General features: G+C 53.8%; 15 protein-coding genes. 7 read left to right on the forward strand and 8 right to left on the reverse strand.

Annotated features, from left to right (window positions below; genetic code table 11):
• The first annotated feature begins 66 nt into the window (after positions 1-66).
• Together HZ995_RS06510 and HZ995_RS06515 are read left to right on the forward strand one after the other, a co-directional pair.
• On the forward strand, positions 67-3372 hold the full coding sequence (locus HZ995_RS06510) for a PhnD/SsuA/transferrin family substrate-binding protein (RefSeq protein WP_209357846.1): 3306 nt from the start codon (positions 67-69) through the stop codon (positions 3370-3372).
• Between the two features lie 29 nt (positions 3373-3401).
• Positions 3402-3800, forward strand: coding sequence for a response regulator (locus HZ995_RS06515; RefSeq protein ID WP_209357847.1), 399 nt, complete (start codon positions 3402-3404; stop codon positions 3798-3800).
• Here HZ995_RS06515 and HZ995_RS06520 read toward each other — a convergent pair.
• The gene (locus HZ995_RS06520) at positions 3797-4234 is read right to left on the reverse strand and encodes a hypothetical protein (RefSeq protein WP_209357848.1); all 438 of its coding nucleotides are present in this window, start codon (positions 4232-4234) and stop codon (positions 3797-3799) included. The genes HZ995_RS06515 and HZ995_RS06520 overlap by 4 nt on opposite strands.
• Positions 4235-4237: 3 nt before the next feature.
• Positions 4238-5104 carry a flagellar motor stator protein MotA gene (motA, locus tag HZ995_RS06525; protein WP_209357849.1) on the reverse strand — a complete coding sequence of 289 codons (867 nt, stop codon included), beginning with the start codon at positions 5102-5104 and terminating at the stop codon, positions 4238-4240.
• Between the two features lie 157 nt (positions 5105-5261).
• On the opposite strand from motA, the gene HZ995_RS06530 reads away from it, so the two are divergent.
• On the forward strand, positions 5262-6416 hold the full coding sequence (locus HZ995_RS06530; protein WP_209357850.1) for a hypothetical protein: 1155 nt from the start codon (positions 5262-5264) through the stop codon (positions 6414-6416).
• Between the two features lie 56 nt (positions 6417-6472).
• Here HZ995_RS06530 and HZ995_RS16180 read toward each other — a convergent pair whose 3' ends face one another.
• The 3 genes from HZ995_RS16180 to HZ995_RS06545 form a co-directional block, all read right to left on the reverse strand.
• Positions 6473-7822: a flagellar motor protein MotB gene (locus HZ995_RS16180; RefSeq protein ID WP_348521223.1), complete on the reverse strand. Its 1350-nt coding sequence runs from the start codon at positions 7820-7822 to the stop codon at positions 6473-6475.
• A gap of 139 nt (positions 7823-7961) precedes the next feature.
• Positions 7962-8444 carry a MucR family transcriptional regulator gene (locus HZ995_RS06540; protein ID WP_245168770.1) on the reverse strand — a complete coding sequence of 161 codons (483 nt, stop codon included), beginning with the start codon at positions 8442-8444 and terminating at the stop codon, positions 7962-7964.
• Positions 8445-8592: 148 nt separating this feature from the next.
• On the reverse strand, positions 8593-8889 hold the full coding sequence (locus HZ995_RS06545) for a hypothetical protein (protein WP_209357851.1): 297 nt from the start codon (positions 8887-8889) through the stop codon (positions 8593-8595).
• 252 nt (positions 8890-9141) lie between these two features.
• Between HZ995_RS06545 and HZ995_RS06550 the strand changes: the two genes are divergently transcribed.
• The 4 genes from HZ995_RS06550 (at position 9142) to HZ995_RS06565 (ending at position 12755) form a co-directional block, all read left to right on the forward strand.
• On the forward strand, positions 9142-9849 hold the full coding sequence (locus tag HZ995_RS06550; protein WP_209357852.1) for a winged helix-turn-helix domain-containing protein: 708 nt from the start codon (positions 9142-9144) through the stop codon (positions 9847-9849).
• Positions 9850-10270: 421 nt separating this feature from the next.
• Positions 10271-10624 carry a hypothetical protein gene (locus HZ995_RS06555; RefSeq protein ID WP_209357853.1) on the forward strand — a complete coding sequence of 118 codons (354 nt, stop codon included), beginning with the start codon at positions 10271-10273 and terminating at the stop codon, positions 10622-10624.
• Between the two features lie 215 nt (positions 10625-10839).
• Positions 10840-12075, forward strand: coding sequence for a flagellar hook-length control protein FliK (locus HZ995_RS06560; protein ID WP_209357854.1), 1236 nt, complete (start codon positions 10840-10842; stop codon positions 12073-12075).
• Positions 12076-12089: 14 nt separating this feature from the next.
• Positions 12090-12755, forward strand: coding sequence for a flagellar hook assembly protein FlgD (locus HZ995_RS06565; RefSeq protein ID WP_209357855.1), 666 nt, complete (start codon positions 12090-12092; stop codon positions 12753-12755).
• A gap of 3 nt (positions 12756-12758) precedes the next feature.
• Here HZ995_RS06565 and HZ995_RS06570 read toward each other — a convergent pair whose 3' ends face one another.
• Genes HZ995_RS06570 through flgA form a run of 3 tightly spaced genes read right to left on the reverse strand, consistent with a single transcriptional unit; the run spans position 12759 to position 14728 of the window.
• Entirely contained in the window at positions 12759-13265 is a 507-nt protein-coding gene (locus HZ995_RS06570; protein ID WP_209357856.1) for a flagellar biosynthesis protein FlgH, read from the reverse strand.
• 9 nt (positions 13266-13274) lie between these two features.
• Positions 13275-14060, reverse strand: a complete 786-nt coding sequence (flgH, locus tag HZ995_RS06575; RefSeq protein WP_245168771.1) for a flagellar basal body L-ring protein FlgH — start codon at positions 14058-14060, stop codon at positions 13275-13277.
• Positions 14057-14728 (reverse strand): flagellar basal body P-ring formation chaperone FlgA, encoded by a 672-nt coding sequence (gene flgA / locus HZ995_RS06580; RefSeq protein WP_209357857.1) that lies wholly within the window; start codon positions 14726-14728, stop codon positions 14057-14059. Before flgA ends, flgH begins: the two co-directional genes overlap by 4 nt.

Genomic DNA, 14728 nt, shown 5'->3' on the forward strand with positions numbered 1-14728 from the left:
ATACTGATAGCCACAGCTTATCTGCTGTTGTCTGCGTCGTTCACGTCGGCGCAAAATGAGCAGCCTGTGTTCAGTGGGCAGACGGATCGTGTAGAACGCCGTATTCTGACCATCGGGGTTTTGACCACCGAGGGCGTTACGCGCGCAATCGAAGCCTGGCGGCCCACGGTCGATCTGTTGAACCGCGAAGCTGATATCGTCGAAATGCCGGTACGGTTCGTCCTGAAGCCGCACACGCTCCCATCACTACGGCGTGCCGTCGAAAGCGGCGAGCTGGACTTCATTCTGAGCAACCCAGCGTTCTTTGTTTCCGCTGAAGTAGAGCATGGCGCGCGCGCTGTGCTGTCACGCGCCCGCATGTGGGACGACCGCACCTATGGTGAAATTGGGTCGGTTATCTTCACCAACCAAGATAGCCCCTATCGCAGTTTGTCGCAATTGCGCGGTCGGCGCGTGATGGCTGTTGGTCAAGATGATTTCTCCGGCTGGTGGCTTGCGGAACAAGAGTTCCGGCGGCGGCGTCTGGAGCCTGATCGTACGTTCAGTGAACTGATTTTCGCGGACGGCAACGAACGCGAAGTGGTTTACGCAGTGCAAACTGGCCTTGTGGACGCCGGTGTCGTGCGCGCTGGAGTGCTTGAATCCCTGCATCGCGGCGGCGTCATCGATATCGACGATTTTGCGCCGATGGAGCCGATCTTGCATCAGGGCTATCCCTTCATGTCGTCGACCGAGCTCTATCCGGAATGGCTCCTGTCTGCGATGCCGAATATCGACGAAACGACGCTGGCGCATGTCATCAACGTTCTGTTGAATGTAGAGCCGGATTCGGCGGAATCTTTGGCCGCCGCAGGCGCGGTCTGGCAAGCGCCTCGAAACTATCAAAAGGTGCATGACCTTTTGATTTCATTGCGTGTTCGGCCTTATGAAAACTATGTGCTGCAGGCCGCAGGGCGGATCTATCAGAACTATCGCTTCTATATCCTGGCCTTCGTCAGCGCGATCCTTGCGTCTTTGGTCTTCCTGGTTTTCCAGTTGCGCCGCAACATGCTGATGGTCGAGATCAACAAGAACGTTCTGCAGTCCGAAATGAGATCCAAGGTCTTTTATCGGAGCGCCGTCGAAGAACATACCGTGTTCCTGATGATGGATACGCGTGGACGCATCACCCACGCCAACTCCAACTTCTGTGATACGACTGAACGCTTGGCCGAGGACCTGATCGGAACGCAATTGATGGATATCCTGCCGGAGCATGAACAGATGATCCTGCAGAATGATGTTATGTCCTCGATGCGCGCTGGGCAGCCTTGGGATGGGCCGATGAAGGTCTATAAGGATGATGGCTCTATTGCCTGGGCGCAATGTACGATCATTCCGGTCTCGGGCGCCGAGGAAGAGCTGAGCGAAATCGCCGTAGTCGCGACTGATATGACTCAGACCCGCAAGGGCATCTCGGAAGCCACCTTTAACGACTCACTAGAGCTGATCGAGGATCAGGTGATCGTCTTCCGTCCGGAAAACTATGACCTGCTGTATTGCAACAAAGCTGCCGACGAAATGTTCGTCGGACGTCGCGCCAATATCGATACTTGGCGCGAGCGTAAGGTGTCTCATTTCATCACAGACGACGATATGCGCAGCCTTAAGATGCGTTGTCAGGCGCTGCAGGAAGGTCCACAGAGCCGGATGACGTGGGAAGTGACCGCGCAGAATGGCACGCCCTATGAGATCAGCCTGGAATATGTCGAACCAGAGAACGACGAGCCGCGTTTCATCTCGATGTATCGCGATATCACCGCGCGCAAGGTGGCCGAAAAAGCCAAGAACGACTTTGTTGCCACCGTCAGCCACGAGCTGCGCACACCTCTGACCTCTATGAAGGGTGCCCTTGGACTGGCACTGTCAGGCGCAATCGGCGAGATGCCCGAGCAGATGAACAAGATGGTCTCGATGGCGTCCAACAACTGCGACAAGCTGGTGACGTTGATCAATGACATGCTCGACATCGAAAAGATGACCGAGGGCTCGATGGAGTTCGCTCTGGAGCAGGTTGATCTGGCCGAAGTTGTCGAAGAGGTCGTAGAAGCCAACAAGATGAAGGGCGAAAAACGCTCGGTCAACGTGCGCTACAATCTTGTCGAGGATGAAGAGGGCATGTTCACCCTCGGCGAACGAACCCGACTGGTTCAGATGCTTGAACATGTGGTCGACAACGCTGTTAAATTCTCCGACGACGCCAGCGAAGTGATCGTCTCGCTGCTTGTGCACCGTGGACGCCTTCGTGTGTCTGTGCGCGACTTTGGCTGCGGTATTCCCACGGCCGCGCGCAGCACGATCTTTGATAAGTTTACGCAAGCCGACATGGGCGATACGCGCGCTGCAGGAGGCACTGGCCTTGGCCTCGCGGTCGCCAAGGCGATCACCGAAGGTCACAATGGCCGGATCTTCTTTGCCTCCGAAGAAGGTACGGGATCCGAGTTCTTCATCGATCTACCACGCTTGATTGGCGAAGACGTTGTTTCGCTTGAAGAGGCCAACAAAGCCGCTGAAGAAGCCGAAGCCATCGCGCGCGCTGAAGGTGACACCGATGGCGAGAAACGCAGTGTTCAAAGCACCGTTGCGATCAACTACGACTCCATGGAAGTCACCCAGTTCTCGCAAGTGGGCATGAATGCAGAACAGATCGAAGAAGAAGGCGAGGTCTTTGAAGGTCAGAGCTCTATTCAGAACCTGCTTGTGCAATTGCGTTCGGGCGGCTTTGACGTCGATATTGAATCTGGAAGCGTCTCGGTCGCGCAGATCGTAAGCGGCAAGGGCGTGGTCGGTCAGTCCACAGTCTTCAACTGGCTGAGCGATCAGGGCCGCAACCTTATCGCGGGTCTTACCGAACGCAATCAGCTGGCCAATATCCCAGTGTCTGTCATTCAGGCGAAGGCAGTGGACGAGAACCTGACCGACGCTTTGATGCTGAACGGCGTGCGCGCGAACCTCTACACCAACTGGCTGTCGACCCTTCCTGAACTTAGCGACAAAGAGGATCTCAAGTTTGACCTGATGGCGGTGGCGTCCAGTGATCTGCCCATTTTGGATGCAGAAGAGATCAATATGTCCTCGGTGACTGATGTCCAACAGGCACTTGCGCTGGCCGGAATGGAAAAATTCGACGCTGTCCTTCATTTTGACACATTGGGATTGGCAAACTGTATGACAGTGATTCCCGTCGTCGGAGGCAAACTGCCTGCGTCGGTTCCTGTCGTTCTGGTCGTATCCCAGACCGAAGCGCCAGAAGCAGAGCGTGGGGTCGTATCGAAATTTACAAGGTCCAACCCAGCAGGACGAGGCAAATCGCGGCGCAGGTCGCGCGGCTAGTCCGAACCCTAGGAGAAAAGAGGCAAACCATGGGTGAACTAAACAAAATCCTCCACGTCGAAGACGAGGCCGATATTCGCGAGATCGCGCATATGGCTCTTGAACTTATCGGCGGTTTCGAAGTTGCACAGGCCGAGCTTGGCACTGTTGCTCTGGATATCGTTGAGGGCTTTGCGCCTGACATGATCCTGATCGACGTTCAGATGCCAGAGTTGACGGGCCCAGAGACCCTGGAAGCGATCCGCAAGATGCCAGGCTTTGAGAACATCCCAGCGATCTACATGACTGCGAAAGTCAGTGAATCTGAAAAAGGGTCTTTGATTGGTCCGTTGGAACTGGGTCTGATTTCCAAGCCGTTTGATCCAACCACTCTGGCCACGCAGATCCGTGCCATGTGGGACAAAGGTCTTTCCGCCGCAGCCGCTTAAGACGATCCGCCCATCTGTCGCATATACCGGTTGCGGGCGACCTCTTCGAGCGCATTGGATTCTGCAAGATCCTCTTCTCGCCTCTTTTCATAGAGGGACTTGTCCAGAACGTTCTCGTTCGTGCGCACTTCGGCATAAGTTTCAAAAAGCCGCCCCTCGATCTGGGCGGCTTTTTCGTCGAGTTTCACCATTTCTCGATCAATGAAATCGCGCCTTTGCTGCACGGCTTGCAAAAACCCTGCAAGAAAAGGCGCCGCTTCTGGTGAGGTGATCTGGGTCTCTGTTTCCAAACGATGGGTCAGCGAATCCAATTCGCGTTGCAGATTGCCTTGCGCCGCGCGGATCACCCCCATTTTGGCGGCTTGCTCGTCCAACTCATGCTCTTTGATCCTTTGCAAGGTTGTCAGAGCTTTGATCCGACGCGCGCGGTCCATGGATTAGGCTTCGGCCAGATCGGTGCGGGCTTCTTCCATCTCATAGAAGCTTGGCTGCAGGATGGTCGGGATATTGCCGCGGCCGATTTCTACGCAGATGGTCGGGCTGTGGTCATGCAGGATCGCCACAAAGATATCGCGGATCACGTTATAAAACGCGCCGTCCTGCTCTTCGATTGCGGTTAGTCGACCGGACAGAGGGGCCACGAAACAGTACGCCAAGAAAACCCCTAGGAAGGTGCCCACAAGCGCACCACCGATCATCTCACCCAGAACCGCAGGTGGTTTGTCAATCGAGCCCATGGTTTTGATAACACCCAAAACCGCCGCAACAATCCCAATCGCCGGGAGGCCGTCGGCCACAGTCTGAAGCCCATGGGCCGGGACCAGCACCTCGTGGTGGTGCTTCTTGAGCTTTTTGTTGATCACATCCTCAGTCTGGAACGGGTCGTCAAACTGCAGCGCAAGCATGCGGAAGCTGTCGGTGATCAGATCAATTGCATGGTGGTCATGCTGGATCCGTGGGAATTGCGAAAAGATCGCACTGTCGTGTGGGTTCTCGATATGCTCATCCAGCGCCAAGACGCCGTCGCGCTGATAGATCTTGGTCAGCCCATACATCAGGTTCAAAAGGTCGATGTAGTCGCTTTGCTTCCACTTAGGCCCCTTAAGGGCTTTGAAGACCGCCTTGAAGGTGCCGATCACATCTCCAAAAGAGTTCGCGGCCACGTAGGCCCCAAGGGACGCGCCGCCGATCATCATGCCTTCGAAAGGAAGTGCGTGAAGGATGGGGCCCATTTCCCCGCCTGACAGCAGAAAGCCACCAAAGACAAGGCCGATAACAAGGATAAATCCGATAATGATGTTCATTTTCAGGTCGCTGTATTTAGGGGGCTATTTGGTGCCCGACTGCTCTATTTTTAACAGATTCTCGCACATCCACCCCGTCACCAGCAAGGAATAAAACGGTATTTTGCGAAGGATTGGCAAGAATAATTGACAATCATAGCGTGTAGGTTAAAGAATAGTGAAAATAATCATGGCCTTTGGAGAGGATCCAGAGATGTCACGGCCCGAGCAGATCATGTCAGTCTTATTAGACGCAGAGGATATGCGTCTCATTCACCGCGCCTGGCCGGTGGATATGCGTCTTGGCGTATGTCTTATGCCAAGCGGCGATTGTCAGCTTATGTTATTTCATCAGGATGAAAGTCTCGGCTTTCCGGACCGGCTGAAAGACCATTTCGGTCTGCGCGCGTCAGAGATTTCCATTCATCCTAAGGTTGCAGGTTTTGCGACTCATCCGATGAAATATTCGGAAGAGCGCGCACTGGCTAATCTTTTGTCCGACAATCTCGAGTTAACCGAAGAGGCTTTGGACTATTCCGTAAACTTCGCCTACGCCCGCGAAGAGGGACTGGACCCGGTGAACTTCATGGGGCGCGAGGCCGCACATCCATCGGCTGCGAACAGTGTCATCGAAGACGCGGAACTCCTACCTGTAGATCCACCAGAACTCACCTTTTCAACGCGCCGCAAATCAGCCTCATCCAACAAGCCAATTCGCAATCTTCATTTCGATCTCAAACGCGAGGCGCAACGCTTCGAGGACGGCACTGGCAAAAAAGCCCCCAAGGCTCCGACCTTTGGTTTCAAATCCGCCGCGCATCTCTCGGCACTTGATACCGAGCCGAAAGATTTTGTCTTAAAGGCAACGCCGGCGGGTGGCATTACAATCACTGCGAAATCGGGCGTTGGCCCAAAGGTAACTGTACGGGACGCGCAGCAAGTGTTCTTGCGCGACGACCGTAAACTCTTGGCGCTGCAGCTGGGTGAAACGACAGTTCCAGAAGAGATCAACCTGCTGCCCCACGCTGTGCCCTCTGCACTGCTGCAAGCTCTTGGCGGCAAGGTGGAGGCGGCCGAGGTTTTTGTTCAGGACGACTATGTCTATGCCACTTTGGGTCAACAACCTGTTGTCCAAGACAAGGCTATTTCAAAGAAAGCCGCGCCCAAACCTCTCAAGGTGCGTAAGCGCTGGGCGGCGCTGCGTCTTGTGGGGTTAACCGCTTTGACGATTGCCGGGATTTATCTGGTTCTCAACAGCCCGTTGGGTGCTCCGCCAGAGCCGGTGGCGGTGGAAACACCGATCGATTGGCAGAGTTTTACCGGTAACCTCTAAAAGCAAACCGCCCGCGACAGGATCGCGGGCGGTTTTAAAAAAGTTTTTCTCAGATCTTAGCGAAGAGCACTGCGCAGGTTTTCAAAGACTTGCTCGTCCAGAACCGTCGCTTCCGGCGCGCTTGGCAGGATCTCTTCGACCACGGATGCCTTTGGTGCTTCCATCGCCATGGTTTCTTCTTTGACCATCTCTGCCTCTACCGGAGTCTGTGCGGCTGGGGCAGGAGTGGCCTCGATCGTTTCCGTTGCCATGGCCTTTGCACCTTCTGGAACCTCAGACTTTTGATAGGCCAGCAGAACCTCGATGCGACGGTTGGATGGATCCTTCGGTGCATCCGCGTTCAAAAGCTGCGTGTCCGCGAGGCCAGATACCCGAGAGATCCGGTCCTGTGTGACGCCAGTTTGCAGCAGCACACGGCGCATTGCATTGGCGCGGTCCGAGCTCAGATCCCAGTTGTCATAAGACGTCTGGTTGGCAAATGGCACTGCATCGGTGTGACCAGAGATCACCATATCGTTTGGCAGTTTCGCCAGGCCTGCACCCAGTGTTTCCATCAGCATACGGGTCGCTTTGTTCATCTTGGCCTTACCAGAGGCAAACATCGCCTTACCGTCTTGATCCATAATCTGCACCAGCAAGCCCTCATCGGTTTCCTTGAACACTATGTTTTCCTGCAAAGCGGCCAGCTCGGGCGCTTGTTGCATTGCTTGCTTCACTTCCGCTTCAAGGGCCGCAAAGCGCTCTTTGTCCGCAGTATGAGTCGGGTCTTGCTCGGGTACCGCTTGCGAATTCGCACCAACATGGGTGCTGTTTGGATCCAGAGCTTCGGATTCCTCCATAGTGCTGCCAGCGGCGACGTTTGGATTGACAGTACTTTCGTCGAATGCTGGGGCTTCCGCATCTGCAGACGTGGCGACTGCACCGCCTTCGGACAGGCCTTCCGCCGAGGAATCTTCGACAAATTCAGGGCTTACGGCGCCAGCTGCAGGGTTCGTATGGTCACCCATATTAGTGCCACGCATCTCCTCATCCGGGCTCGCGGTCTGAGTCACATCCATGATTTCCCAGGTTGCTGGGCTTGGGTCATCCACCTCACCGCGGTCCGAACCACGGGCCACAGTCGCACCATTTGACGCGGTCAATGTACCCGGAGGGCCCAAAGTCGCACCGTCCAGAACACCAGATCCACCTGGCATCGTCGCATCCGTGAAATATTCGGCAATCCCGCGCAGCTTCTGTTCATCCGAGGATGACAGGATCCACATCAGCAGAAAGAACGCCATCATCGCGGTCATAAAGTCCGCATACGCAACTTTCCATGCGCCGCCGTGGTGTCCATGCCCTTCGACGACTTCGATCTTTTTAATAATCGTTTGGCCTTTGGCTGCCATCGTTTCTTGCCTCATATCGCCGGTTTGACCCGGTTGATTCCCGTAAACCGGCTTTTGCGCGGTTTTTCTCGGGAACAGATATGAAGGGGAACCGTGCCCCTAGAGGGGCGCGATTAAGAAAAGATTGTGGCAGGTCGGGAAACAATTGCGGCGCTTAGCGCGCCGCCGCACCTTGTTCCGCTTCGCCATCGCGGCTGTATTTACCCAGGCCGACTTTCTTTGCGTAGGCGGCCTTGCGCTCCGAATACTTGGGCGCAACCAGTGGAAAGTCCTCGGCAAGACCGAACGTTGTGCGATATTCGTCCTCGGTCAGACCGTGCTCTGCCTTAAGATGTCGCTTGAGCATCGTAAAGCCCTTGCCGCAGCAGAGGCAGTAGACCTTATCGTCTGTCACAGCCTTTTCTATGGCGATTGCGGGTTTAACGATTGGGGTCTCCACCGCATTTGGTGCGATGGTCGTTGTGCTATGGGAAACCGTATGGGACGGGATCCCCGTGAATACTGGGATAAGTCGCTGAGCGAGTGAAAGGATGTCGTCCTGTGTGATATCCGTACGTCCTGCGTAAGATGCGACGACCTGCGCGACGGCATCTAAGGATTGCTGCGATTGGTTATCCATGTTGTCTTTATCGTTCATGGGCTGCCTCTTTTTATGGCAAGGTATATAGAGGTTCGACTCAAGTACTGTCAAGAATAGCGAGGCGCTGTTCATGACAATTTGTGCGAATTTTCCCTTACATTACCGTGGGTTGTGAGTCCCGTGACTTGCGCAACCGGCGCAAAAATCAACCTATGCGCGCTTCTGCCAGAGAGGGCGCCTGGTTTTCCAAGACATAGAACTGATGCCGGCGACGGGCCGCCAGATAGTGCGAGTCAAGGATAGCAGGGCGGTTGGCCGCGCGCGCCAAAGTTGGCATCATCGGCATCTCGGCGGGTTCGATATCGTGCAGAATATCAAAAGCCGCGGCGAGGACGTCGAACATGAAGTCGTTGGTTTCGGGGGAAGAAAGCAGCTTCTCGATGGTTGCAACTGCGTCTTTTGCAGCCGCCATTCCGGCATAGGTCGCCTGAGTCTGTGCCATGAGGATACTCCGTTCAGAGTGTTAACCGGCGCATTCTGCAACCTGACGAAACCTTAGGCTGATCAAGGTTAAAATATGGTCAAAGTTTGCGGTTCTTGAAAAATAAATGGTTAAAAGATGTAAAACCCCAAGATCTCGCGCTTTCTTTTTACGTGTATCCTTGCGCACGACTCATGTCGCTCCAATTCACAATTCTCGTTGCGTGTTTAAGCATTCCTTCACTATGAAAGACGGGGCAGAGGGCAAAAAAACATGCTTGGCAAACCGACATATGCGATTGTTTTAGATCGGGATAATGCGCGAGCGCTATCCTTGCGGCATATGTTTTCGGTGATTTGCGGTGAAACTTGTGAGGTTTATTCAAGCGTCGAGGCCTTTTTTGACCACGTCAGCACGGATGTGTCCCCGCAAGTCATTCTCGTGGGTGATATTCCAGATCGGGCTGATGCGGTCAAAGCAATTGCGGATGCTATCCCAGGATTTCTGATCGCAATTGAACAGTCAGACGGCGACCTTTCTGTCGAAGATGCATTCTTGCAAGGAGCCGATGATGTGCTCCGCGTGCCTTATACCCTGCGGGAATTGGCTTTGCGGCTGCGCGCAAGGATTGGGTTGCTCGGTTCTTCAGAGAACGACAATCTGTTCTTGGACGCAACACATTGGGGCGACGAAGCATATATCTCCGAACGCGCCGGCTTAACCGAGTCCGAAGCGCATATCGTGCACGTTCTCATGAAGCATAGCGGCAAAATCGTTTCGCGAGATGCCCTGAGCTTAGAGATTGATGGGCGCGCTTGGGATTATGGTGACCGAAAATTTGACGTCCACGTTGCAAAGATCCGCAAGAAATTAACCTCGACATTTGGTGACAATATCTCTGTTCAGACCGTGCGGTCGGCTGGTTATATTCTGTCGATCGACGAAATTGGGCAGGCCGAATTAGCGGAAAATCAAATTTGACATTGCCCATTTTGTGTGCTGTCAAGAAGAGAATTGTAAATGTCGATTTTCAACCTACATGTCGCGGTCTCTTGGAAATGTTGGCCTATAGGTGGTGGATAACTTGGGCCTGTGGTGGGAAAACGTTAACTTTCTCTTGTTTTTGGCGAGTTGCAAAAGGCGGTGCTCCCGCATTTAACGATTCGCCGCGTCCGGCTAGCGGGTTCGAACACTCAAAATTAACAATCGAAAATTCGACCACAATTTTACAAAGAGTCGATTCTACTTTGAACAGAGCTGTCCTAAGATATGACCAAGCGATAAAATATATTCGGGGGAATATGTAGTGGACTACGATGCGCTACTCGCACAGATATGGGGTGGGTCCATAGGGCTAGATCGCGCTGCTGAACCATCAGGTTTGGTCGCTCTTTTGACATCCATGATCAGTGTTCCGTTGGTTGTGTTGCAATCTGACGCTGAAATGGATCGGCCTTACGCCTTCATGGAAACAACCGAAGTGATGGATGGGGTCATCCTCGGTGACGTCTTGGCAGAAGAGGTGGAGCTGGAAGTTCCTTACGGCGCTATGATCCTTGTCGAGCCAAAAGGGTTCTTCGACAAAAAGACGTCAGCAGGGGCTCTTGGACAGATCCTCGGTTTGGTATTGATGGACATTGCTCATCCAGATGCGCCAGCGACTGCCGGCGTGCCTCGGGACGAAGATCACAAGCTGGGCAATCCTATCGTCGCGCTAAGCGAATTCGCTCAAAACTGGGCCAATCGCATTCAGTAGATCTTTTTATGGTTAACACAACCTAAAGGTTTTCTTGATTTAATCCTTCATTAATCAAGTCTATCTTTGTTTATTCTTTAAACTATGTGATTTTATCCTTGCCGAAGGAGCTTCGGCAGGGTGCACTCTGAAATTCAGTCTTCAGACAGGGCACTTAAATGACCCGGCACAGAACCGGGCGTTGTTGAGGTAGTGCAGGCTTTACGACTTTGAATATGAATACCGCTATCAATCCGCTGGTTTCCCTTCTTGGTGGGGGGACTCCGAACGCGGGACAGACCGCGTTGCTGGGTTCGACGAGTTTCGCGCAGTTAATCCAAGGGCAAGAGCTTTTGGCGAACGCGCAAATTCATCCAAACAATGAATTGGCGACCCTAGTGCTCAAAGCTAATAACGCAGTTGCATCTTTGAAAGCGCTTGAGGATCTGGATCTTTCCGACCTTACGTTGGATGATATCCATGCATTTTTCGCCGAAGGTCAGGACTTAGGTGTCGATCCACAGTCCTTGACCGAGACATTACGCGACATTCAGGACATTTTGCGTGATCTTATCGATGTGTTGCCGGACCTGATGTCTCAATTCGCACCCGAAGAACTGGTAGTCGACGACCTGGATGTTCTAAACTTTGCGGCGATTGTCGAAGTATCTATTCTGGTAAGAGACATCGTTTCAAATCAACATCTTGCCGCGCAACAGGCGGCCGTCGTAAGCCCTGATGCGCCGCATCTTCAAGTGGTCGCAGCTACGCGACGCGAACCTCAAATTTTCAACGGTGCAGGTGTTCGCCCTCTTCAATCTCTTTCCCTGGTTTCTGAATTCGACGGGATTACCTTGCCAGAGCCCAACGTCAGAGAGACGCTGACGCTGACACCCCCTGGCGCGACGGTGTTTCGGACAATTGTCACCGCAGTGATCCAGTCGCAAAGATCTTCAGTGCAGTCGATCGATTTCGAGGCCAGCGAAACACCCCTTGCGCTGAGCGCCCGTGCGGAACAACCGCATTTTGAACAAATCGACCAACCGCAGGCCCCTCAAACAGTTCAGCGGCCTGAAAACCTAATCTCGACAAAATTCGCGAATGTCTTGGTCAATCAGGTGCGACAGGTTGATATTCAAGAAGGCACAACGCGCATCGAACTGTCTCCGCGTGGATTGGGCAGCATAGAAGTCGAGATGCGTACAAACAGCGACGGGTCTCTGTCTGTTGTGGTCCGTGCTGAAAACGACGCGGTGCTATCTGCTCTACGCGAAGAAAGAGACCTTCTGGCGGCCATTATCGGTGAAAACGCGTCTGGATCTTTGGATTTCCAAGAATATTCTCAAGAACAAAGCAATGAACACTCGGGCTTTGCCAACAATAGTGCTATAGTGGGCGAAGAAGATCTTGCAGAGGCCGAAGTTGGATCAGAGGCAATTGTCGAAGGTCCACACTTGGATCTGGTAACCTAGCGGGAACGTAAAACATGGATGCAGTTGGCTCCAATAGTTTGCTGAATACTTCAGGCGTAAACAGCACGTCGTCTCTCGCTTCGTTGAGCGAGGACTATGAACGGTTCTTGACGCTTTTGACCGCTCAAATTCAGTACCAAGATCCATTGGAGCCTATGGATTCCACGCAGTTCGTGACACAGCTTGCGCAACTTAGCCAAGTTGAACAGGCGGTTGCCACGAACGACAATCTCGAGCAGCTAGGTGCAAAGATTGGATCGCTGGTTTCGGTATCTGGCGCGGATATGATCGGCCGAGATGTGACCATCCCGTCCAGCCAATTTGCTTTGGCCAATGGCACAACGGACGCAAGCTATCGGGTTCCTGAAGGAACCAACAGCGTCAGCGCTCAAATTCTGGATGAGAACGGCACGGTCATTCGAACTTTGTCAGATCTATCGATTGACTCTACCCAAGTCCAAAACTTGAACTGGGATGGGTTGGACGAAGGTGGAAATGCGCTTTTGGATGGTGAGTATTTCGTTTCCCTCACGGCTTTGGATATTGACGGAAACCAGCTGGAAACCAGCACCTTCAGAAAAGCACGCGTGGAAGAAGTGTTGTTCAGCAACGGCGTGAACTACTTCAACCTTGATAGCGGCCAACAGGTCGAGTCGACCTTGGTGTTGTCTGCAAGCTAATCTCTACATTCTGTTTGTACGCGCTGTGCTGAATTCGTTTATGCGCGCGGTGCGGATGGCGTCGAAGTCCCGGTGCATTTTGCGCACGATTTCCTCGATCATCTTCAGGCGATCCAGATTGTTTTCCTCACCAGGGTCCACCCACAGCGTGGTTTCCGCCATGTCAGACAGAACCCCAATCGCGCCATCACGCAACCGGGCGCGTCCCTCGGCACCGTTCAGGCGTTCAAACTCGCTGGCTCCGGCCAGATAGACGTCCATATCAATCACGATATGAAGAACATTCTCGGGTTGCATGACCTGTACGGTGAATTTCCCGAGCGGCATTTTAAAGAGGATTTCCTTCGGCGCGGCCGCCACCTTGCCGGCCTCGTCCTTCTTCATCTGCATCTCTTGATCGGCCATTTCCGCAGGCGGAGGCGCTGCTTCCGGGGCCATCATCTGCCCCAGAAAATAGCCCGTGGGCCCCAAAAGCAGGGGCCCAAGCAGTATGATCAGAAGTTTCTTCATTTCAGACCCCTAGTAGGGGAGGATCACGTCTAGGAAATCTTCGCCATAGCGCGGTTGCTGGACCTGGCTGATCTGACCGCGTCCACCATAAGTGATGCGGGCCTCGGCAATCTTGTCATAGGCGACTGTATTCAACGTGCCGATGTCTTGAGGACGGATAATCCCCGCAACACGCAGCTCGCGCAGTTCATTGTTCACTTTGACTTCTTGACGACCTGCGATCACGAAGTTCCCATTGGGCAGTTCTTTGATAATCAAGGCTGCGACGCGCAGGTTGATAGCTTCTTTCCGTGCAATAGAACCTTCGCCTTTTGAGGCAGAGGTATTGCCCAGATCAATGATCTGCGGGGAAGGCACTTCGCCGGCGCCAACGCCCGGAAGCACTTTGTTCAACTGGCTGCCATAACCCAAGAATACTGGCGTATCGACGTCCTGTGTCGACGACCGAGACCGTTCAGACGCGTTGTCCAGTTTGGCATCATCAGAGATATTGATGACGACCGTCAGGATATCACCCACGGTTTGCGCGCGTTGGTCATCAAAGAAGCTGGATGTCCCACGCCGCCACAGGCTGCTGGCTTCGGCCCGCTTTGGGCGCATCATGGGTTCTTGCGCAGGCATCGGAACCGAAATTCGGTTCACTTCTGGAATGTCTGTGGACATATCACTGAACTGAGGATTGCGATGCTCTTTGAATTTCGGCGTGCAGGCACCCAATGCCATGCCGGAAATCAGCAGTGCCGATACGACAAACCGTCCACGGGAAAAGGATTTGGCCAGAGATGGGGTTGTCAAAATTGTGCCTCCACAAGCCCATCGCCTTTTGCGATGGCTGTTATTGTTTTGTTGCTTGAAAGATTGACCACGCGCACTTCCTGCCCGAGATGCGCGTCAGAGATCGCTTTGCCTGCTGCGGTCAGTTGCAGCGGCCCATGTTGCAGTTCGATCGTGACCCTGTCACCGCGCGACACGATGACCGGGGGCGACACCGACTGGTGGTGCACGGGGCGTCCGGGCGAAAGCATGCGGCGCACCTGCATGCCCACGAGCTCCTCGTATTCAGTTATGGCAAACGCATGAACACGCGCCCAGGCCATATCGATCATTTCGATGTCGCGAGGCAGCAGGATCTCGTCAGGCTGCACGCGACGGTTCACCACAGGGATGGGGACGCTCAGAACCGCAAGACCCCAAACGCGTGTGACGTCTCCGAAATTCGTGACAACATTGGCGATGAACTGGCCACTGTCTTTGTCGATCCAGAACTCTTGAATGTACTGGCCGTCTTTGGGCAGCCCATCCGCCAGATGCACGACAAACTGACCACTGGGCGGCAGCGCCGGACCAAACTCCTGCTCGGCGCGCTCGGCCACGAGGTCCGTGATCAAGGCAGCCCAAGAGGCGTTCGGTAGCATCAGAACGCTGAGGGTCAAAGCCAGAAGATATGTTGCGACGCGTTTCAT

Origin of the sequence: Cognatishimia activa (assembly GCF_017798205.1) — a bacterium.
Taxonomy (GTDB): Bacteria; Pseudomonadota; Alphaproteobacteria; order Rhodobacterales; family Rhodobacteraceae; genus Cognatishimia; species Cognatishimia activa_A.